Consider the following 20,873-nt stretch of genomic DNA (forward strand, 5'->3'; position numbering starts at 1 on the left):
TAGCTCTTTATCCATCGGCGGGGTATCAGCGGCGACACGATGAAAAGGATAAAACATCAACTGGGGAAACCCTACCCGCACAATAGGGAAATCTATTGTTAAAATAAGGTAAGCTGTATAACCTTATAAAGGGAGTGCCTCAAGGGAGGCCACTGAAAAACCTAGGTGTTTCAGCTCAATTGAATAGGCGCTGGAACTATAAAATTAAGCACTTACAGCCATTAGGAATAAAATAAAATTGACGAAAGTTGAGCCACAAACCAATATGAATATAAACCTTGATAAGAATCTTTTAGGTGAGCCGTGTGAGGGAAAACTTCATGCATGGTTCCTTAGAGAGATGCTGGAGACATAGGAAACTAATGCGCCAGCATTTTACCCGACAAAACTTTTTTAGATTTATAAAGCAAAATTTGAATGTTAAAAGATTGTTTGGAACAAGTGAAAATACAGTTTACAATCAACTTTTTATAGCTTTAATTGCGTATGTATTACTTCATTTTTCTTATGTTAATATATCTAAAAATTTAAAATTTGTTAAGTTATCATTTTGTGAGTTTATTAGAAAGCTTCTTAATTCTACACTTCAAGACGAAGTTCAAGTATGTATTGACTTATTATTTAAAAATATCAATAATTATAAAATTTGTTTATGGTGAAAACTGGTTAATCAACACGTGTGATATTTGCCCTTAAAATATCAATTATAGTGATAATAAATAAGGTACAGATGGTATACATGATACAGATAAAAAACAAAAAAATACATATGCATCTTGCACATAATTCATTTTTGAAAGAAGTAAAACTATGACTAAAACCACATACAGAAAAAGCCTTCTATTAGAGAGAGGTATGACAGTACATGGGATATAAATTTTCCTTATGGTTGCAAATTGTATGGAGTAAAATCTAAGCAAGTTCCATCTATAATTGTTTCTAAATCTATAGGAATACAGTGCGACCAATTTACAGAGAAATTACGATAATAGTATATGATTTACTCTCTTTCTTATTTCATAAAAACCTATAAGGGGTAAAAAGAGGGGGGAATTTGATTTTAAGACAAAATAATAACCGCTGAAACTTAATGTTTTCAACGGTTTCTGGTACATCAGAGAGGACTTGAACCCTCCGGCACCCTGGTTTGTAGCCAACTGCTCTATCCAACTGAGCTACTGATGCATATTACCAGCATTATATTAACACAAATAACATTTAAAATCAATTTAATGTTTAATAATTTCCAGAAATTAGGATTCAGCTAATATAAGTCATACACTTATCAATAATAAAAAAATAGCAGCTCAACCTAAATCGAATGCTGCTATTTCAACATACAGTTTAAAAATCAATTATTATGTTTTTGTATTATTTTTCAAGACTAGCGTTTCTAAGAATGAAGAAACCTAAATTTGATATATGAACACCCTTAAGTTTTGGATTCATGCAAACAACTTCAGTGTAGTAGTAAATTGGGATTATAGGTAAATCAACCATCAGTTGATCCTCTGCCTGATGCATTAATTCAGCTCTTTTAGCTTTGTCAGGTTCGCCTTTAGCCTGAGCTATCAATTGATCATATTTAGTATTTGAATATCCTGCATTATTGTTGCCATTTCCAGTTGTAAACATATCAAGGAAGGTCATAGCATCATTATAATCAGCTATCCATCCATCTCTGGCTAATATAAACTGGTGATTTTGAAGTTGAGCTAAATGAACCTTCCTCTCAACATTTTTAAGAGTAACATTTATTCCCAAATTCTTTTTCCACATATCCTGAATTGCCTGTGCTATATTTTGGTGATTCTGCATTGTATTATATAGTATTTCTAATTGAGGAAATCCCTTTCCATCAGGATAACCAGCTTCAGCTAGAAGGTTTTTAGCTTGTGTTACATCTGCAGTTTTAGGCAAATATTCTTTATTGGTAAATTGTTTACCATTTGAATCACTAGTACCTATAGGTACAAATGAAGTAGCAGGATTTTCACCGCCTTTTGTAACTTTTTCTACTAGGGCAGTTCTGTCTATGGATAAATTCAATGCTTTTCTAACTCTCACATCACTTAAAGCCTTAGCTGATGCTGGATTAATATTTTTAGCCTGCGGTGATACATTTATGTTATAGTAGTAAGTCCCTAAATAAGGATAAGCTTTTGCAGTACCATCTTTTAATAAATTAGGAATTTCAGCAGTAGGTAGTTTATCGATTAAATCTAAATCCCCTGTTTTAAATGCTGCATAGTAACTGCTTTCATTTTCTAGAGTTTTAAATTCAATTCTATCTATTTTAATATCTTTAGCATCCCAATAATTAGGATTTTTTTCAAAATTTAAGCTGTCCTTTGCTTTGTATTCAACCATCTTGTAAGGTCCATTCGATATATAAGTATCTGCTTTTGTGGCCCAGGAAGTTGGATTTTTTTCAACTACATCTTTTCTTACAGGATCATAAGTAGGAAGAGATGTAAGTGACAGAAAGTAAGGGATAGGATTTTCAAGAGTAACTACTAGAGTATAGTCATCCTTAGCTTGAACTCTCACTTGGTCTGCTGAAGCCTTGCCTGTATTATAAGCTTCTCCATTTTTTAAATAGAATAACTGATATGCATATTGAGAAGCAGATTTTGAATCTAAAGCTCTTTTCCATGCATATTCAAAATCTTTTGCAGTAACTGTTTTTCCATCAGACCATTTTGCATTTTTTCTTAAGTGAAAAGTGTAAGTAAGCCCATCAGTGGATACATCCCATTTTTCTGCCACACCAGGTACAGGTTTTTCATTATTGTCTATATTTGTCAAACCTTCAAAAGCATTGACGATTACCTTAGCTCCTTCAATCGAATTGTTTAAGCCGGGGTCAATGCTTCTAGGCTCGGCACCTATATTTACTTTTATAGTACTTTTGCTGCTTGCATTATTGGAATTTCCACAGCCTGTAAACAGAGTTCCTACAAAAACAAGTGACATTGCAAGTGAAAAAATTTTCAATTTTGTTTTCACCATAATAGTAGACCTCCTATTAAATTTAATTTAAAAAATTTATCATAAATATTTATATACCTTGAATTTATTTTAAGAATCCAAAGAATATAATTTATATAAAAACTAAGTAGTATTATTTGTTACACAAATGACATGATACCCAGTGTCCATCAGCTACTTGCTTTAATTCTGGTTCTTCTTCAGCACACACCTTCATAGCATATTTACATCTATCTTTAAATCTGCATCCTGGTGCAGGATCAATTGGAGAAGGTGTTTCACCTTCCAGCATTATCCTCTTATTTTTAGCTGAAATATCAGGATCTGGGATTGGTATTGCAGATAATAGCGCTTTAGTATAAGGATGAACAGGATAGCTATATAACTCATTGCTTTCAGCCATCTCCATCATTTTTCCAAGATACATTACTCCAATTTTAGTAGATATATGCTTTACCATGGATAAATCATGGGCTATAAACAAATAAGTGAGGCCTAAGTCATCTTGAAGATCTTCCAGCATATTTACTACCTGCGCCTGAATTGATACATCTAGGGCAGATATAGGTTCATCACATATTATAAACTCAGGTTCTACTGCAAGAGCCCTTGCTATTCCTATTCTTTGCCTTTGACCACCTGAAAACTCATGAGGATATCTGCTGATATGATCTTTATTTAAGCCTACTTTATTTAGAAGATATTGAATTCTGTCTTTTCTTTCTCTTCCATTCATTAAATTATGTATGTCTATAGATTCGCCTATTATATCTCCTACTGTCATCCTTGAATTTAATGATGCATAAGGATCCTGAAATATCATCTGCATTTTCTTTCTATAGGGAAGCATTTCACCAGAAGAAAATTCAGATATATCTACTCCATCGTATATAATTTGTCCATCCGTCGGTTCGTATAATTTGATTACAGTTCTTCCTATAGTAGTTTTGCCACATCCAGACTCTCCCACTAATCCTAAAGTTTCCCCTTTGTTTATTGAAAAAGATATATTATCTACAGCTTTAACATTACTTAATGCTTTTCCAAAAAAGGATTTTTTTACTGGAAAATATTTTTTTAGATTTTTAATTTCAACAAATGGTTTTTTAGCTGCCATTCTTCATACCTCCTATGGTAATATCTACTTTCGGTGCATCAGGATAATTGAGCCAGCATGAAGCAAAGTGATCTTCACTAATTTTAAATGCCTGAGGCATTTGCTCTAAGCATATTTTCATTGCATACTCACATCTCGGATAAAATGGACATCCCTTTGGAGGTTTTAGTAAATCCGGTGGAGTTCCTTCTATTGGTTTCAGTCTCTCTTTTATTTCTGCTTTAGGATTGGGTATGCTTCTTAAAAGTCCCCATGTGTAGGGGTGCTTTGAGTTATAAAAAATATCTCTTGTACTTCCCTTTTCAATAATCATTCCTCCATACATTACATTTATTCTACTACACAGATCAGCCACGATTCCCAGATCATGAGTTATTAGAATTATAGACATATTTATTTTAGATTTTAAATCCTTCATAAGTTCTATTATCTGCGCTTGTATGGTTACATCTAAAGCTGTGGTAGGTTCATCTGCAATTAAAAGCTTTGGGTTACAGATAAGAGCCATAGCTATCATTGCTCTTTGTCTCATTCCGCCTGAAAATTGATGAGGATATTGATTTATTCTTTTCTCTGCACTAGGTATTCCAACTAATTTTAGCATCTCAACAACTTTTTTATTGGCATCTTTTTTGTTGATATGTTTATGCTTTATTAAGGGTTCAGCCAATTGGTATCCTATTTTTAAAACTGGGTTCAAAGATGTCATAGGATCTTGAAATACCATTCCAATTTCGTTGCCTCTTATGTTTTCCATTTCCTTGTTATCTAATTTAGTTAAATTTTTATCTAAGAATTTTATACTATCTACTTGTATTTCACCATTATCCGGAAGAAGTTTCATAATTGACATCATGGTTACACTTTTTCCACTGCCAGATTCTCCAACTATTCCGAGAGCCTCACCTTTATCCAAACAAAAGGATACTCCTTGTACTGCTTTTACTTTTCCAAGATAAGTGTGAAAAGATGTATATAGATTATTTATGTCAAGTAATTTATCCATTACTATAATCCCCCTTAATTATTTTTTCATTTTAGGATCTAGAGAATCTCTCAATCCATCACCTAATAAATTAAATGCCAACATAGTTAAACATATGGCTATAGATGGAAAAAATAATTGCATAGGATATAATTGAAATCCATCTAGTGCATCGGAAGCTAAAGTTCCCCAGGATGCCATGGGAGCAGATACCCCAAGGCCTATGAAGCTTAAAAATGATTCTGTAAATATAGCTTCTGGAATTGAAAGAGTTAAGGTTACAATTATTGGTCCCATACAGTTTGGAATGAGATGTTTGAAGATTATCCTGAAGGAGGATGCTCCTAGGGTTTTTGCAGCAAGTACAAATTCCTGTTGTTTAAGAGACATTATTTCTCCTCTGACTATTCTTGCCATAGTAAGCCAGAATGCCACAGCCAGGGCTATTATTATACTTTTAAGACCAGCACCAAATACTACCATGAAAAGTATTACATAAATTGTCATAGGTATAGAATAGAGAATGTCTACTATCCTCATCATTATATTATCTATTTTTCCACCAAAATAACCTGCTATTCCACCATATAATATTCCAATTATTATATTTAATAAGCTTGCAACATACCCTACTGTAAGTGAAATTCTTGCACCATACAGTATTCTTATAAATACATCTCTTCCAAATTTATCTGTTCCAAACCAGTGGGTACCACTTGGCGGTAAATTGGCCATATTCAAATCCTGGCTGTAATAATTATATTTAGAAAACATTGGCCCAAATATAGCAAGAAAAGTAATAAATATTACAAACATTAAACCCACCACAGCCAATTTATTGTCTTTTAATCTTCTCCATACATCCTGCCAGTAAGAGATATGTGGTCTTACTATGGGTTCCAGATCTTTTTGTTGTTTTAAAACCTTTTCAAATGCATCTTTTGGTAATTGCATCTTTTAACCTCCTAAGATTGAAGTTTTATTCTAGGATCTATAATTACATACAATATATCTACAATTAGATTACACATTATTAAAAATGCACTATAAAATATAGTAACACCCAATATAGTAGTATAATCTCTATTGTATATGCTCTGAACAAATTCTCTTCCAAGGCCTGGTATACCAAATAAATTTTCTACTACAAAACTTCCGGTAAGTATGCCTGCAAACAAAGGACCTATATATGTAACTATAGGTATAAGTGAATTTCTTAGGGCATGTTTATATATTATTTTTATTTCAGATAAACCTTTTGCCTTAGCCACCCTTATATAATCCTGTCTTATTACTTCTAATAAACTTGACCTTGATAATCTAGCTATAAATGACATAGAATATGCACCTAGGGCAACAGATGGAAGTATATAGCTTCTAGGAGTATCTAATCCTACAGCAGGAAACCAACCTAGTTTAACTGCGAAAAAATAAATAAAAAACGTTGCCATAACAAAATTAGGAACAGTTACTCCTAAAGTAGATACAAACATTGATAGGCTATCTTGCCACTTACCTTGGTGTAATGCAGCTATTGTTCCCATAAATATACCTAATATTAAAGCAAAAGCTACAGCTAATAATCCTACTTTAGCAGATACAGGAAATGACTGAGATATTACTTCATTTACACTTTTTCCTTCATACCTCATAGATGGACCCATGTCACCATGTAATACTACATTATCTAAATAAGTAGTATATTGTTTACCAAGTGGCTTGTCCAATCCAAATTTTTGCTCTAAATTAGCTTTGATTTGAGGTGGAAGTTTCTTTTCATCATCAAAAGGTCCCCCTGGAATTGAATGCATTAATAAAAAGGTTATTGATAACACAAACCAAATTGTAATAACACTATATACTAGTCTTTTTAAAACATACTTCAGCATTTTTGACCTCCATTGTACACTAAAATTGTAAGTTCCCTACTATAAAAGTAATTTTAGTCTAAATTCTACATTGAATAGCTATATTTATAAATAAATGTGGTTTTGTTAAAAATAATATTATTATATATTTTACCATTTTAATTATCCACTTTCAACCTTTTTTGACATTTGATATTATTGGTACTAATATTTTATATATTTATTAATTTAGTAACTATTCAGGTACTAACAATGCTTAATTCTATTGCTACTATAGATCTAAATCTTTGTCAATTTCTAATCATTTATATCTGCAATTCGTAATATAAAGAATGAGAGCATACTATGGTAAAATATTAAGTTCAAAGGTAAAATTATAAATATACCAACACAATAATAATCTGGAGGATATTTATAATGTTACAGTTAAGTAAAAATAATAAAAAGAAAGTTTTAGAAAGTATAAAGTGCGGCAGCATTGATGCTGCTGATGTCAACTTTCCAAACCTCATAGATACCATAACATTAAAGATGAAAAAAATAAATCTTATAGATAAATTATCAAACAGTTTCAAGGACAAACGAAGTAAAAATAAAAAGTTACCTTTAGATATATTAATTGCACTGGCAGTTACAGTCAAAATGAAACTAAAGACAAGTTTGACTGATGTTGTATTTGCAGTAACAGACAGTGAACTTTTATCTGAACTGGGATGGAATATATGGGATACCGACAGGGATATGAACAAAGGTTTGTTTTCAGAAGGTGTCATTAGAAATTTTGTCAGCAAATATTCAGGCAAGTCACTGCCTGCAGTCATCAAGAACTACAAATCAGACAAGCAGAAATCTGTTATCATATACTCCGGTCAATATTTTGGAGTATTCTCATTTATTGAATTTATTCAGTTGTATGCTGGCTGTCCGGCAGAAGTCAGGAAACTTCTTGATCCAACCCTAGCTTTAGTATAAACAGGATTGGATCTCTATATTCAAATTACGAATTGAAGATATATGGACTTTCTTTTTGAAAATATCATTTTGTTTTGTCGTTCCTACTATCCGTTTTCCAAATATAATATCATTTTTCCGTTTTTTCAGGTGAAGGTGTTACGCTTGTTATGTGTAACCTCTGAAGTTATAATAGAATGTAAGTGTTATTCTATATAAATTTCATTAGCAACTAACTAGATCATATTAATATCTATCCGTTTAAATATTTTATTAGTTGTTTAGAAGTGCAAATTATATAGTTGTGGATTTTTAAATTTATTTTTTGTGGAGGATGATAGGTATGTTTATAACTTGTAAGAACATATTGAATCTACCAGGACTTGAAAAGATGAAAGTTGTAGCAGGAAAAGGTGGCTTAAATAAAGTAATCAGATGGGTGCATGTTACTGAAGTTCCTGATGTATCTAATTGGGTAAAAGGTGGAGAACTTCTATTTATTACAGGTGTAGCCATAGGAAACAATACAGAGCTGCTGCTGCAATTTGTAAAGGATATTAATATGAGAAAGCTGGCAGGACTTGTTATAAATGTAGGGCCTTATATTGAAAAAACACCTAAAGAGATATTAGATTTTGCAGACAGTGTGGATTTCCCAATATTTGAACTGCCCTTTGAAGTTAGATTAATAGATATAACTCAAAATATTTCCAGAACTATTTTTACAGAAAAGTTGGAAAAGGAATCTATGAGCAATTTTATGAGAGAAATAATTTTTGAAGATGTAAATATTACAGAAGAAATATTAAGTAGAGCTACTTTATATGGTTACAATGAAAATAAAAATTATTGTGCCCTGGTAGTGGATATAGATAATTTCGGACTTTATTTGAAAGAAAATAAAGTGCATGATGAGGATATCTATAGTATAAAAAATCGTATTCAGGAGGCTATTGAGTATGTAATGTATAAAAATAATAAAAAGTGTCTTTATACCATGCAGAGTGATGACTTCTTCTTTATGATGCCTGTAGAGAAAAAAAATAATAATGTAGATTATATTGCAGAATCCATAAAAAATCAGATAAATAGGACAATTGGTTTTATTACGGTAAGTATAGGAATTGGAGGAGTTTGTGATCATTTAAGAGGCTTTAACAAAGTTATCCTGGAAGCTAGAAAAGCCCTTGAAATGACAAAGCTTTATAAAAAAAATGATTGCATTATAAATTACAGGGATTTAGGTATATTTAGATTATTTTTTGAAATAAACGATTATAATGAAATGAAAAAATTATTCGATGAAAATTTGTTGAAGTTAAAAAAATATGATGAAAAGAATTCTTCTAATCTACTGGAAACTTTGATTGTATATCTAAGAGAAAATAGAAATTTAGGTAAAACTGCAGAGATATTGTATATTCATAGAAATACCATAAAATATAGAGTAAAAAGAATAGAAGAAATATTGAATTGTGATTTAAAAGATGAAGAGGTAATATTTAATATTAAACTTTGTATAAGAATAGGAATTTTCTTAAATTTAATCAAGTGATTCTTAGGTTCAGGCGGAGTTTGCTATAGAGAAATGCTTATCTCCCACTTTGAAAAATATGGGAGTATCAGCAAGGGCAGCTTCGGATAAAATAAATTTCTATATATAAGAAATGAAAATTACAAAAATATGTTTTGTAGTTTTTATTTTTTGTGGAAATTTGAGGTTATAATTTACAATGTACAAAAAAATAGCAATATATTTGTACACTGTGGATATATGATTATGTTTTTATATATGATAATTTATATCCATGATATTTATTATATTATTAAAAAATGATATAATAAATTAATGAATTTTAAATGAGCAGAGGTGTTTTTATGAGTTATTCTATATTTCAATGTCCTAGAGATATAATTTATGGGGAGGATTCAGTAAACTTAGTTGGAGCTAAATCTGTAGAACTAGGCAAAAAAGCTATGATAGTTACAGGAAAATATTCATCTAAGAAAACAGGGGCTTTGGATAAAGTTCTGGATAGTTTAAAACAGGTAAGTTTAAACTATGTAATATTTGATAAGGTAGAATCTGACCCCAGTGTGAATACAGTGAGGGCTGGAGTACAAACTGCCAAAGAAGAAAATGTAGATGTAATAGTAGCATTAGGAGGAGGAAGTGCACTAGATGCTTCGAAAGCCATAAGTGCAGTAACTACCAATGGAGGGGATATTTTAGATTACGAAAAAAAGACTCCTGAGGTTGATGGAATTCCTATAGTAGCAGTACCTACTACTGCAGGTACCGGCAGTGAGGTTAGTAAATACTCCATAATAACAGATATAGAGAGAAAAATTAAGATGTTAATTGCCAGTGATTTTCTTATACCTAAGGTAGCCATTTTAGATCCGAAGCTTACTAAAATGATGCCCCAAAGTGTTACTGCAGCCACAGGGATGGATGCATTTACTCATGCCATAGAAGCATATATATCTAAAGCTGCCCAGCCTATATCTGACATGTATGCAATAAAGGCTATAGAACTTATTACTGGTAATTTAGTAAAAGCAATTTTAAAAGAAGATGATATGGAAGCTAGAGGTAACATGTTACTTGCCCAAATGTATGCAGGTCTTGCTTTTAGTAATTCATCTACGGCACTTGTCCATTCTATGTCCAGGCCCCTTGGAGTCTATTATAAAGTTCCTCATGGTCTTGCAAACGCACTGCTTCTTCCGGAAGTAATGAAATTTAACAGGGCCGCATGTTCAGAAAAATTTAAGGTTGTGGCAGAGGCTATGGGGGAGAATATAGAGGGCAAATCTATAAGAGAAGCCAGCTATTTAGCTATAGAATCTATAAAAAATCTATTTTTAGAAACAGGACTGCCAACAAGTTTAAAAGAAGTGGGAGTAGATAAAAACAATTTTGAGAAAATGGCCAAAGATGCCATGGAGAGCAAGACTACAGCACTTAATCCGAGAAGGCCTGAAGTAGAACAGCTTATAGAAATATATAAGACAATATACTAAGGCATGTTCAAAGAAGGTTGTTTTTAAAAATGATTCATATATTAGGGGGAGTAGAAATGGAAATTTTGCAAAATGAGGAATTGGGTTTAGAAAGTAATAAAATAAAAGAATATGATAAAAAGTATAATTTACATTCATGGAGCGCACAAAAAAAATTAGATCCACTTGTAATTACAAAAGCTGAAGGAATTTACTTTTGGGACAGTACAGGTAAAAAGTATTTTGATATGTCCTCACAGCTTGTAAATTTAAATATAGGACATGGAAATAAAAAAGTGATAAATGCTATAAAAGAGCAGGCGGATAAAATGCCTTTTATAGGTCCTGGATATGCAGTTGATGTAAGGTCCAAATTAGCAGCTAAAGTTATAGAAAAAGCTCCTGAAAATATGGGAAAAGTATTTTTTACGTTAGGCGGGGCAGATTCTAATGAAAATGCTATAAAGATAGCTAAAATGGTAACAGGGAGATTTAAAGTATTTTCCAGGTACCGTTCTTATCATGGGGCAAGCTTTGGAGCTGCAAACTTAACAGGAGAACCAAGAAGATATACCTGTGAACCAGGTATACCGGGATTTGTTAAATTTTTTGATCCCTATATTTACAGAGAAAGTATAAGATTTGAAAGTGAAGAGAAAGCATGTGAATTTTATCTTGAAAAATTAAGAGATCAATTAATTTATGAGGGAACTGAAACTGTGGCGGCTATTTTCTTGGAAACTGTAACAGGAAGTAATGGTGTAATTATTCCACCTAAGGGATATCTTCAAGGTATAAGAAAGTTATGCGATGAATTTGGAATAATCATGGTATGCGATGAAGTTATGGCTGGATGGGGCAGAACTGGAGAATGGTTCGCCTGCAATAACTGGAATGTAGAGCCAGATATTATTACTTTTGCAAAAGGTGTTACCTGCGGATATGTGCCTATGGGAGGAGTTATTGTAAGCAAAAAGATAGGTGAGTATTTTGATGATAATGTGCTTATGTGTGGACTTACTTATAATGCCCATCCACTGGGATGTGCTGCAGGATGTGCAACCATAGAAGTGTATGAAGAAGAAAACTTAATAGAAAATTCTAAAAAGATGGGTGTTATTTTGGGGCAAAAACTGGAAGAGATAAAACAAAAACATGCAAGTGTAGGAGATGTTAGATATATAGGTCTATTTTCCGCAGTAGAGTTGGTTAAAGATAAAAGTACAAGAGAAGCATTAGTGCCTTATGGAAAGGATACTGAAGGGATAATGCCTAAAATTGTAGGTATGTTAAAGGAAAAAGGGTTTTCAACTTATTCTCATGAAAACTGTATAATGGTAGCCCCTCCACTTATTATTAAAAAGGAAGAACTAGAAGAGGCGATGGATATTTTAGATAAAGTATTGGATTTTGTGGATGAGTATATCAAGAAATAGAGAAAAATAAAAAAATAAGTGCCTTTTAAAATATATATAAAGACACCAATAAATTAAAAATAATCGCGTGTTATATTCTAAACCAATTTAATGAATTTGTAAAGGAGATTTATTTATGGAAGAAGTAGAAGAAATGAGAAAAATCATTTGTAACAAAGACAGGATGGAAGATAAAATTGCCACTTTCAGTAAGTTTGGTGATACTGGAAACGGCGGCATAACAAGGTTATCCCTATCAGAGGCAGCCCTTCAGGCAAGAGGGGAATTTTCAAAAAGAATGAAAACACTAGGTGCAGAAATTGTAACGGATGATATGGGAAATATGTATGCTACTTTCAAGGGGTTAGAAGATCTTCCGCATATTGCAATGGGCTCCCATTGTGATTCAGTAGTACAGGGTGGAAATTATGATGGAATTTTAGGTGTACTGACTGCAATGGAAGCAGCTGAAACTATAGTTACAGAAAATATTCCACATCGTCATCCAATTACGGTTATGATCTGGACTAATGAAGAAGGGGCACGTTTTGACCCTGCCATGATGTCATCAGGTGTTATTACCGGTAAATTTGATAAGACAAAGATGCTTGCATCAAAAGATACAGAAGGCATAACTTTTGGAGAAGCCTTGGATGCAAGTGGGTATAAGGGTGATGAAAAAAATAGGATAAATCCCAAGGATTATAAAGCTCTTCTTGAACTGCACATTGAGCAGGGACCAGTACTTGAGGCTGCAAAAAAGGATATTGGTGTTGTAGAAGGTGTTGTTGGAATGGTTAATTATGAATTTGAATTTATAGGTCAGGCTGGACATGCAGGAACTGTTCCGCAAAAAATGAGAAAAGATGCTCTTTTAGCTGCTTCTGAGGCCATTTTGTATCTTCACAGGGAACTTGACAAGCTTGATGACAAGTTGGTTTATACTACTGGCAGAATTAACTGTTCACCAAATGTGCACACAATTATACCAGAACATGTTAAATTTACTTTGGATGCAAGGCATCAAGATCCCAAAGTAGTACAGCAGGTAGTTGAAATCATTAAGAGCATTTCTTGTGAACTTGCAGGTTGCAAAGTTAGCTGCCAGGAATTGTGGGCACGTAAAACTGTCAGCTTTAATAAAGAATTAGTGAATTTAGTTGAAAAAAATGCAAATCTTTGTGGATACTCCAACATGAGAATGTACAGCGGTCCTGGACACGATGCTCAGTTTGCAGCTGATATGCTGCCTGTAACTATGATATTTGTTCCAAGTATTGGTGGACACAGCCATTGTGAAATAGAAAAAACTCCTCTTGATAATTGTGTAAAAGGTACCAATGTATTGCTTCAGACTATATTAGATATAGATAAGATGTAAAACAATGTATTTATTAAAAGAAAGAAGGGATTATTATGGAACAACTCATGGAAAAAGAAATATATGAATTAGATAAGTCAGATACAAGTGTCACAGAAAGTAAATTATATAATGATGATAATGCCCCCGTACCTGTTAAAGAGAGAACCTGGAATACTTATAATTTTACTGCCCTCTGGATTGGAATGGCTCACTGCATACCTACCTATATGCTGGCAGGGAGTTTAATATCCCTAGGAATGAATTGGAAGCAGGCTTTATTTACTATTACCCTTGGGAATCTTATAGTTTTAATACCTATTTTATTAAATGCTCATCCTGGAACTAAATATGGAATAAACTTTCCGGTTTTTTCAAGGGCGGCCTTTGGAGTATTTGGTGCCAATATACCTGCAATACTTAGAGCTGTTGTAGCCTGTGGATGGTTTGGAATTAATACTTATATAGGTGGAAGTGCATTAAATGTATTATTTTCCGCTGTAATTCCGGGGTGGAAAACCCTAGGTGGAAGTTTTCAAATAGCGGGATTAAGTTTGCCTGCGGCTATAACATTTATGATATTCTGGGGCATACAGATGTTTATTATATTCAAAGGAATGGAACAGCTTAAAAAATTTGAAAATTGGGCGGCACCGGCAGTAATAGTTTTAGCCGTATTTTTGGTAATTTGGGCAGTGAGTTCTGCACATGGCTTTGGTCCTCTTTTAAGCGAGGAAAGTAAGCTTAAAACTATGGGTGATTTTATGGAGGTATTTCCTGCGGCACTTACCAGTATGGTAGGATTTTGGGCTACTCTCTCATTGAACATACCTGATTTTACAAGATTTGCAAAAGGACAGAAAGAGCAAATGGTGGGACAATCTCTAGGGCTTCCTATAACCATGACTATATTTTCCGCAATGGGTATAATAATAACTTCTGCTACCGTGATTATATATGGTAAAGCCATGTGGGATCCAGTAGATATAATAGCTAGATTTACTAATCCTATAGCATTATTAATTGGATTTTTTGGAATAGTGGTGGCTTCTCTTTCTGTTAACATAGCTGCAAATATTGTTTCACCGGCAAATGATTTTTCAAACATAGCACCTAAACACATAAGTTTTAAAATGGGAAGTCTTATTACAGGTATTATTGGAATACTTATAATGCCATGGAAGCTGCTGGCTGATCCTAGTGGATATATATATGCATGGCTTGGCACTTATTCTGGAATCCTTGGACCAGTGGCAGCAATAATTATTTGTGATTACTGGATTATAAAAAAGAAAAATTTGGTTCTTAAGGATCTATATCTAATAAAAGGAAAATATACTTATAACAAAGGTTTTAACATAAAAGCTGTTATTTCACTAGCTGTAGGTATATTTGCAGCCCTTATAGGCAAAATAATTCCAAGCTTAAATGGATTGGTTGACTATGCCTGGTTTGTAGGTTTTGCAGTATCTTTTGTGGTTTACTATTTATTAAGTGTTTCTACTAAAAATATAGAATCCGTTGGAGCACTTGTAAATGAATAAAGTGATTCTTAGGTTCAGATTATTTTATGAGGTGATAAATAATGGATATGATTATAAAGAACGGTGTTATAATGACAGCGTCAGATACCTATAGGGCAGATATAGGTATAAAAAATGGAAAGATTACGGCTATAGCCAGCCAGATTGAAGATAAAAATGCAAAGGTAGTTGATGTAGAAGGTAAATTTGTACTTCCAGGTGCCATAGATGCCCATACCCATCTTGCAATGCCTTTTGGAGGAACGGTATCTGCAGATGATTATGAAGGAGGTACAAGAGCAGCTGCCTGTGGTGGAACAACTACAGTTTTTGATTTTGCCCTTCAACAAAAGGGGCATGGACTAATTCAAACTGCAGAGGAGAGAAATAAATTGTGTGCACCTGTGGCTTGTGTGGATTATGCTTTTCATGTGGTTGTATCAGATTTGAGACCAGAAATTTTGGATGAATTTGAAGCTTGTGTAAGTTATGGAATACCTAGCTTTAAAGTATTTATGGTGTATAAAAAGGAAGGATTAATGGCAGATGATGGTGTATTGTGTCAGGTACTTGAAAAATCCAAAGAGGTAGGTGCCATTATAGCAGTTCATGCAGAAAATCCAGATTTAATAGATATAAGGACAGAGCAATTTTTAAAAGAGGGAAAAACTTCTCCGTGGTATCATTACCTTTCAAGACCGGAATTTGTAGAAGCAGAAGCGGATAAAAGAGCCATACACTGGGCTAAGGCGCTAAATGCCCCTTTATATATAGTTCATCTTGCAAATAAAGAGGGAATGGAAGAAGTTAAGAAAGCTAGAGATGAAGGGTATGAGATATATGCAGAAACCTGTCCTCAATATTTATATTTTACTAACCAGGTTTATAAAAGGAAAGATGGAAGAAATTTTGTATGTTCTCCGCCCATGAAGGGAAAAGAAAGTCAGGATGCCCTGTGGCAGGGCATAAAAACTGGAGATATTGCAACTATAGCTACAGATCACTGCCCATTTCAAACCTATGAAAAGGATTGGGGTAAGGATGATTTCACCAAAATACCGAATGGGTGCATGGGTATAGAAAATATGTATCCCTATATGTTAAGTGAAGCCAATAAAGGAAGGCTTTCTTTCAATAAAGTAGTAGAAGTGTGTTCTACAAATCCTGCTAAAATATATGGGTGTTTTCCTGAAAAAGGCAGCATTACAGTAGGAGCAGATGCGGATATTGTTGTATATGATCCCCATAAAGACTTTACTATTTCTAAGGGAAATATGCATTCAGATGTGGATCATACCATATGGGAAGGGGTAAAGTTGAAAGGATACCCGGCTATGACTTTTTCAAGGGGAAAATTAGTATTTAAAGATGGAGAATTCTTAGGAGAACCTGGCTGGGGAAAATTCTTAAAGAGGAAAAGGAGAAAATAATCTAGAGTTTAAATTAGATGGGAGGCTTTTAAATGGAAGATAAGATAAAATTCAAACAGATAATAGAAGAAGTAACAAGATGTCTTTTATGCTATGATCCACCCTGTAGTAAAGCATGTCCAGGTAAAAAGGCTCCATCAGATATTATAATGTCTTTAAGGTTTAAAAATTACAAGGGAGCTTACTATAAAACCATGGAAGACTTAAATAGGGCAGGAGAGTGTGGCTTGGCCTGTAATAATAAGATGTACTGTCAGAGAAATTGTATAAGAGGCAAAATTGACAGACCTATAAAAATAAAGATGGTACATGAATTTTTATATAATAAAAAGCATTTAAAACTGGAGGAGATTAGAAAATGAAAGATCTTTCAATAGAATTTTGTGGTATAGAATGTGAAAATCCATTTTTCTTATCCTCCTCTGTAGTAGGTAATAATTTTGAAATGTGTTCCAAGGCACTGGATATGGGATGGGCAGGTGTAGTATTTAAAACTATCGGATTTTATATTCCAGATGAAGTATCTCCAAGATTTGATGTAATAGGTAAGGAAAATGTACCTTTTGTAGGCTTTAGAAATTTAGAACAGATTTCAGACCATCCCCTAGAAGAGAATCTGGGGCATATGAGAAAATTGAAAGAAAAATATCCTCAAAAAGTTTTAGTTGCATCCATTATGGGAGAAACTGAAGAGGAGTGGACCAAATTAGCAGAGATGGTTACCCAGATAGGAGCGGATATAATTGAATGTAACTTTTCCTGCCCGCAAATGTCTTCACAGTCCATGGGGGCGGATGTAGGGCAGAGTCCTGAGCTGGTGGAAAATTACTGCAGGGCAGTGAGAAAGGGAAGCTCCCTGCCTATACTTGCCAAGATGACACCTAATCTTTCAGACATGACAATACCTGCAGCTGCTTCTATAAGGGGAGGAGCCGATGGAATAGCTGCTATCAATACCATAAAGAGTATAACCAGGGTAGATTTAAATAAATTTTCACCTTATCCTATAATAAGCGGAAAATCCTCAGTATCTGGATATTCAGGGAAAGCCATAAAGCCTATAGCCCTTAGATTTATACAGGATTTAGCTAAAAGTCCTAAATTAAAGGGCATTCCTATAAGTGGCATGGGTGGAATAGAAAACTGGGAAGATGCAGTAGAATTTATACTTTTGGGAGCTTCAAATATTCAGGTTACTACGGCAATTATGCAGTATGGGTACAGAATAATAAAAGATTTAATCAGCGGATTATCTTACTATATGGAAGAAAAAGGATTTAATGTGTTAGAAGACTTAGTGGGTTTTGCACTCAAAAATGTAGTTCCAGCAGATGAACTGGACAGAAGTTATGTAGTGTATCCAGAGTTTACATATCGCAACTGTGTAGGCTGCGGCAGATGCTATATATCTTGTTATGATGGAGGCCATCAGGCCATAAAATGGGACTATGAAAATAGGAAACCTTCATTATTAAAAAATAAATGTGCAGGATGTCATCTGTGTCTAAACATATGTCCGGTAGAGGATATAGTATCTGGGGAGAAGATTAAAAAAATTATTTGATTTAAAGAAACAAACTGTAAGTAATGTTACAGTTTTGTTTTTAGTTTAAGGAATAATTTTATATATATTATCAAATTAAGATGAAAGCTTTCATACAATAATAATAGTAGTAATATGGAAAGGTATGGATTATGGCAAGGAGAGATGGGTATTATGTTCAATTGGATGAAACAGCCGAAAATATGTTAAGATCAGGAGATTTTTTAGGCTGCGGGCATAATGGTATAGTATATTTACTGGAAGATAATAAAGTGATTAAAATATTTAAGGATAGGAATATTTGTAAAAATGAATATGATCTTTTAAAGAAGACGGAAAAAAGTAAATATTTTCCCAGAGTATATTCTCATGGACCTCACTATATTATAAAAGATTATGTAGCAGGAGAAAGACTTGATTATTATATTAGAAAAAACGGTATAAATAAAGAAATATCCTGTGAGATTATCAAATTAATTATGGAATTTAAAAAACTTGAATTTACTAAGCTGGATATACGGTGTAAGGATTTGTATATTGATAATAATTTTTCTATAAAGGTTATAGATCCTAGAAATAATTATTCAAGAGGGGGAAACTATCCAAGACACCTTATGAAAGGTCTATATAAATTAGGGGTATTAGATGAATTTTTAGAAATGGTGAAAGAACAATATAATGAAGTTTATAAAGAATGGAGTTTTAAAATTAAAAGATATCTATATAGAGGAGTAAAGTAACAGGTAAAAAACAGAGAACTAATTTATTTACCAATAAGGGCACATTTGAGGTATAATTATCTGGAAACATTGCTAAAGAAAATATAATACAAATGAAATTATGTGGAGAGGATGAAAAGGAGAATATGGTTTTCATAGTAACAGCATTGTATTGTGAAGCAAAGCCATTTATAGATGGCTTTGCTTTAAAAAAGTATAACCTTATAAATAAATTCCAGGTGTTCAAAAATGAAGAAGTTGTCCTTGTGATAACTAAGGGAGGAGCTATAAATACGGCTTGTGCCTGTATACATATTATAGATGAATTTGAAGCTAGTGCTTATGATACTTTTATAAATATAGGTATATGTGGAAGTAAATACAAAACCGTCGACATTGGCACAACAGTACTTTGCAATAAAATAACTGAAAATATATCAAATAAGGATTTTTATCCAGATATGATCTTTAAACACCCTTTTAAAGAAGGAAACTTGGAAAGCTTCCCTAAAATAGTTAGAGAAAAAGATGCTGGAGATGTAAAAGGAGACTTTGTGGATATGGAAGGAGCTGCTTTTTTTCAGGCAGTATCTATATTTATTCCTCCCCATAGAATATATTGTTTAAAAATAGTATCTGATTATTTAAATAGCCATAACTTAATAGCATTACAAGTTACAGAGCTAATCCATAGAAGCTCAGAGAAAATATGTACATGGATAAAGGATATTTATAATCAGTATGCAAAACCTTTTGATATATTGGATGAAAAGGATATGGATTACATAAATGAAATAGCAAGCAATTTAAATTTGTCTGTTTCTATGCAGCATAAGCTTAAAAGATTGGCCAAAGGGTATAAACTTAGAAATGATAATTTGATATTGGCTCTTGAACCCTTTACTCAAATTTACTGCAAAACTAAAGTTGAAAGGAAGATGTATTTTGAAAGACTTGTATGGCAGCTGGAATCTATGTAGTTTTTCTCATATTTATGTGGAAGGAAAAGCTATGGATAATGAAAATACCAAATATATATTATCTAAATTTAAAAATTCCAGTATAATAAAAATACATCACTACAAAGATGTGTTCTCAAGGCATAATCAAGATTTTGTCCTTCAAAAGAAAAGTCCCAAAATTATATTGGCCTGTAAAGAGGGAAATCTTATTTATAAGGGAGCCAGAGTATGTGAGAGTTTTGGAAATGATCATTTTTATTATACCTCTTCCATGATGAATTGTGTTTACAACTGTGAATATTGTTATCTGCAAGGAATGTATACTTCCGCTAATATAGTGATATTTGTAAATTTAAATGATATCTTTCATGAACTCAAGTGTCTTTTGAAAAAGCATCCAGTATATATCTGTATATCTTATGATACAGATCTTTTAGCTTTCGAAAATATAACTGGATTCACTAGAAAATGGATAGAATTTAGCTCACTTTACCCTCACTTAAAAATAGAAATTAGAACTAAAAGTTCTAATTTTAAAAGTATAGAAGATATATTACCAAAATCCAATGTGATACTGGCATGGACTCTTTCTCCAGAGGAGATTATAGAGAAATATGAAAAAAATACTCCAGGCTTAAAGTCCAGATTAAGTAGTTTAAAATGTGCTGTTTCCAAGGGATGGAAGGTAAGAGTTTGCTTTGATCCCCTTCTTTATGTGCCTGGATGGAAAGAGTATTATAGAAGGTGTGTAGAGGATACCTTTAAAGTTGTTTCAGAATCTAATATTGAAGATGTAAGTATTGGAGTATTTAGAATTGCAAAGGATTATTTTAAGAAGATGGAGAAAATTAATCCTAATTCTATTTTACTCTCGTATCCCTTTAAAACTATAGATGGGATATATACTTATTCAGAGGAACATCATAAGTCCATGGTAGATTTTATGTATAATATGGTAGGAAATTATGTTAAAAAAGAAAAGATATTTTGTACATAGGGAAGG

18 protein-coding genes and 1 tRNA gene are annotated in these 20,873 nt (G+C 32.9%); 13 read left to right on the plus strand and 6 right to left on the minus strand.

Annotated features, from left to right (window positions below):
- Window positions 1–362 precede the first annotated feature (362 nt).
- On the plus strand, window positions 363–659 hold the full coding sequence (locus AB3K27_RS06575) for a hypothetical protein (protein ID WP_368490436.1): 297 nt from the start codon (window positions 363–365) through the stop codon (window positions 657–659).
- A gap of 448 nt (window positions 660–1,107) precedes the next feature.
- Here the strand turns inward: AB3K27_RS06575 and AB3K27_RS06580 are convergent.
- The 6 genes from AB3K27_RS06580 to AB3K27_RS06605 all read right to left on the minus strand — a co-directional run bounded on the left by AB3K27_RS06580 (window position 1,108) and on the right by AB3K27_RS06605 (window position 6,982).
- Window positions 1,108–1,185 (minus strand) — tRNA-Cys (locus AB3K27_RS06580).
- A 186-nt stretch (window positions 1,186–1,371) separates the two neighbouring features.
- Entirely contained in the window at window positions 1,372–3,012 is a 1,641-nt protein-coding gene (locus tag AB3K27_RS06585) for a peptide ABC transporter substrate-binding protein (RefSeq protein ID WP_368490437.1), read from the minus strand.
- Between the two features lie 112 nt (window positions 3,013–3,124).
- Window positions 3,125–4,108 (minus strand): ABC transporter ATP-binding protein, encoded by a 984-nt coding sequence (locus tag AB3K27_RS06590; RefSeq protein WP_368490438.1) that lies wholly within the window; start codon window positions 4,106–4,108, stop codon window positions 3,125–3,127.
- Entirely contained in the window at window positions 4,098–5,114 is a 1,017-nt protein-coding gene (locus AB3K27_RS06595) for an ABC transporter ATP-binding protein (RefSeq protein WP_368490439.1), read from the minus strand. Before AB3K27_RS06595 ends, AB3K27_RS06590 begins: the two co-directional genes overlap by 11 nt.
- Before the next feature lie 18 nt (window positions 5,115–5,132).
- The gene (locus tag AB3K27_RS06600; RefSeq protein ID WP_368490440.1) at window positions 5,133–6,047 is read right to left on the minus strand and encodes an ABC transporter permease; all 915 of its coding nucleotides are present in this window, start codon (window positions 6,045–6,047) and stop codon (window positions 5,133–5,135) included.
- Window positions 6,048–6,058: 11 nt separating this feature from the next.
- On the minus strand, window positions 6,059–6,982 hold the full coding sequence (locus AB3K27_RS06605; protein ID WP_368490441.1) for an ABC transporter permease: 924 nt from the start codon (window positions 6,980–6,982) through the stop codon (window positions 6,059–6,061).
- 396 nt (window positions 6,983–7,378) lie between these two features.
- Here AB3K27_RS06605 and AB3K27_RS06610 point away from each other — a divergent pair, with 396 nt between their 5' ends.
- The 12 genes from AB3K27_RS06610 (at window position 7,379) to AB3K27_RS06665 (ending at window position 20,867) form a co-directional block, all read left to right on the plus strand.
- Complete coding sequence (locus AB3K27_RS06610) at window positions 7,379–7,933, plus strand: hypothetical protein (RefSeq protein WP_368490442.1); 555 nt, start codon at window positions 7,379–7,381, stop codon at window positions 7,931–7,933.
- 322 nt (window positions 7,934–8,255) lie between these two features.
- Window positions 8,256–9,467, plus strand: a complete 1,212-nt coding sequence (locus AB3K27_RS06615; protein WP_368490443.1) for a PucR family transcriptional regulator — start codon at window positions 8,256–8,258, stop codon at window positions 9,465–9,467.
- Between the two features lie 323 nt (window positions 9,468–9,790).
- A complete protein-coding gene (locus AB3K27_RS06620; RefSeq protein ID WP_368490444.1) occupies window positions 9,791–10,939 on the plus strand; it encodes an iron-containing alcohol dehydrogenase in 1,149 nt (382 codons plus the stop codon).
- A gap of 56 nt (window positions 10,940–10,995) precedes the next feature.
- Window positions 10,996–12,354 (plus strand): aminotransferase class III-fold pyridoxal phosphate-dependent enzyme, encoded by a 1,359-nt coding sequence (locus tag AB3K27_RS06625; RefSeq protein ID WP_368490445.1) that lies wholly within the window; start codon window positions 10,996–10,998, stop codon window positions 12,352–12,354.
- Window positions 12,355–12,487: 133 nt separating this feature from the next.
- Window positions 12,488–13,714 (plus strand): Zn-dependent hydrolase, encoded by a 1,227-nt coding sequence (locus AB3K27_RS06630; RefSeq protein ID WP_368491193.1) that lies wholly within the window; start codon window positions 12,488–12,490, stop codon window positions 13,712–13,714.
- Window positions 13,715–13,749: 35 nt separating this feature from the next.
- Window positions 13,750–15,237 carry an NCS1 family nucleobase:cation symporter-1 gene (locus AB3K27_RS06635; RefSeq protein ID WP_368490446.1) on the plus strand — a complete coding sequence of 496 codons (1,488 nt, stop codon included), beginning with the start codon at window positions 13,750–13,752 and terminating at the stop codon, window positions 15,235–15,237.
- A 41-nt stretch (window positions 15,238–15,278) separates the two neighbouring features.
- Window positions 15,279–16,646, plus strand: a complete 1,368-nt coding sequence (hydA, locus tag AB3K27_RS06640) for a dihydropyrimidinase (protein WP_368490447.1) — start codon at window positions 15,279–15,281, stop codon at window positions 16,644–16,646.
- A gap of 32 nt (window positions 16,647–16,678) precedes the next feature.
- Window positions 16,679–17,008: a hypothetical protein gene (locus AB3K27_RS06645; protein WP_368490448.1), complete on the plus strand. Its 330-nt coding sequence runs from the start codon at window positions 16,679–16,681 to the stop codon at window positions 17,006–17,008.
- A complete protein-coding gene (preA, locus tag AB3K27_RS06650; RefSeq protein ID WP_368490449.1) occupies window positions 17,005–18,210 on the plus strand; it encodes an NAD-dependent dihydropyrimidine dehydrogenase subunit PreA in 1,206 nt (401 codons plus the stop codon). Before AB3K27_RS06645 ends, preA begins: the two co-directional genes overlap by 4 nt.
- 131 nt (window positions 18,211–18,341) lie before the next feature.
- A complete protein-coding gene (locus tag AB3K27_RS06655) occupies window positions 18,342–18,929 on the plus strand; it encodes a protein kinase (protein WP_368490450.1) in 588 nt (195 codons plus the stop codon).
- Between the two features lie 92 nt (window positions 18,930–19,021).
- On the plus strand, window positions 19,022–19,888 hold the full coding sequence (locus AB3K27_RS06660) for a hypothetical protein (protein WP_368490451.1): 867 nt from the start codon (window positions 19,022–19,024) through the stop codon (window positions 19,886–19,888).
- A complete protein-coding gene (locus AB3K27_RS06665; protein ID WP_368490452.1) occupies window positions 19,854–20,867 on the plus strand; it encodes a radical SAM protein in 1,014 nt (337 codons plus the stop codon). The genes AB3K27_RS06660 and AB3K27_RS06665 overlap by 35 nt, the downstream gene beginning before the upstream one ends.
- Window positions 20,868–20,873 lie beyond the last annotated feature (6 nt).

The sequence above is a fragment of the Clostridium sp. BJN0013 genome, assembly GCF_040939125.1.
Lineage (GTDB): Bacteria > Bacillota > Clostridia > Clostridiales > Clostridiaceae > Clostridium_B.

Coding starts and splice junctions, on each gene's coding strand:
- AB3K27_RS06575 (WP_368490436.1), top strand. CDS start 363: ATGCGCCAGCATTTTACCCGACAAAACTTTTTTAGATTTATAAAGCAA.
- AB3K27_RS06585 (WP_368490437.1), bottom strand. CDS start 3,012: ATGGTGAAAACAAAATTGAAAATTTTTTCACTTGCAATGTCACTTGTT.
- AB3K27_RS06590 (WP_368490438.1), bottom strand. CDS start 4,108: ATGGCAGCTAAAAAACCATTTGTTGAAATTAAAAATCTAAAAAAATAT.
- AB3K27_RS06595 (WP_368490439.1), bottom strand. CDS start 5,114: ATGGATAAATTACTTGACATAAATAATCTATATACATCTTTTCACACT.
- AB3K27_RS06600 (WP_368490440.1), bottom strand. CDS start 6,047: ATGCAATTACCAAAAGATGCATTTGAAAAGGTTTTAAAACAACAAAAA.
- AB3K27_RS06605 (WP_368490441.1), bottom strand. CDS start 6,982: ATGCTGAAGTATGTTTTAAAAAGACTAGTATATAGTGTTATTACAATT.
- AB3K27_RS06610 (WP_368490442.1), top strand. CDS start 7,379: ATGTTACAGTTAAGTAAAAATAATAAAAAGAAAGTTTTAGAAAGTATA.
- AB3K27_RS06615 (WP_368490443.1), top strand. CDS start 8,256: ATGTTTATAACTTGTAAGAACATATTGAATCTACCAGGACTTGAAAAG.
- AB3K27_RS06620 (WP_368490444.1), top strand. CDS start 9,791: ATGAGTTATTCTATATTTCAATGTCCTAGAGATATAATTTATGGGGAG.
- AB3K27_RS06625 (WP_368490445.1), top strand. CDS start 10,996: ATGGAAATTTTGCAAAATGAGGAATTGGGTTTAGAAAGTAATAAAATA.
- AB3K27_RS06630 (WP_368491193.1), top strand. CDS start 12,488: ATGAGAAAAATCATTTGTAACAAAGACAGGATGGAAGATAAAATTGCC.
- AB3K27_RS06635 (WP_368490446.1), top strand. CDS start 13,750: ATGGAACAACTCATGGAAAAAGAAATATATGAATTAGATAAGTCAGAT.
- hydA (WP_368490447.1), top strand. CDS start 15,279: ATGGATATGATTATAAAGAACGGTGTTATAATGACAGCGTCAGATACC.
- AB3K27_RS06645 (WP_368490448.1), top strand. CDS start 16,679: ATGGAAGATAAGATAAAATTCAAACAGATAATAGAAGAAGTAACAAGA.
- preA (WP_368490449.1), top strand. CDS start 17,005: ATGAAAGATCTTTCAATAGAATTTTGTGGTATAGAATGTGAAAATCCA.
- AB3K27_RS06655 (WP_368490450.1), top strand. CDS start 18,342: ATGGCAAGGAGAGATGGGTATTATGTTCAATTGGATGAAACAGCCGAA.
- AB3K27_RS06660 (WP_368490451.1), top strand. CDS start 19,022: ATGAAATTATGTGGAGAGGATGAAAAGGAGAATATGGTTTTCATAGTA.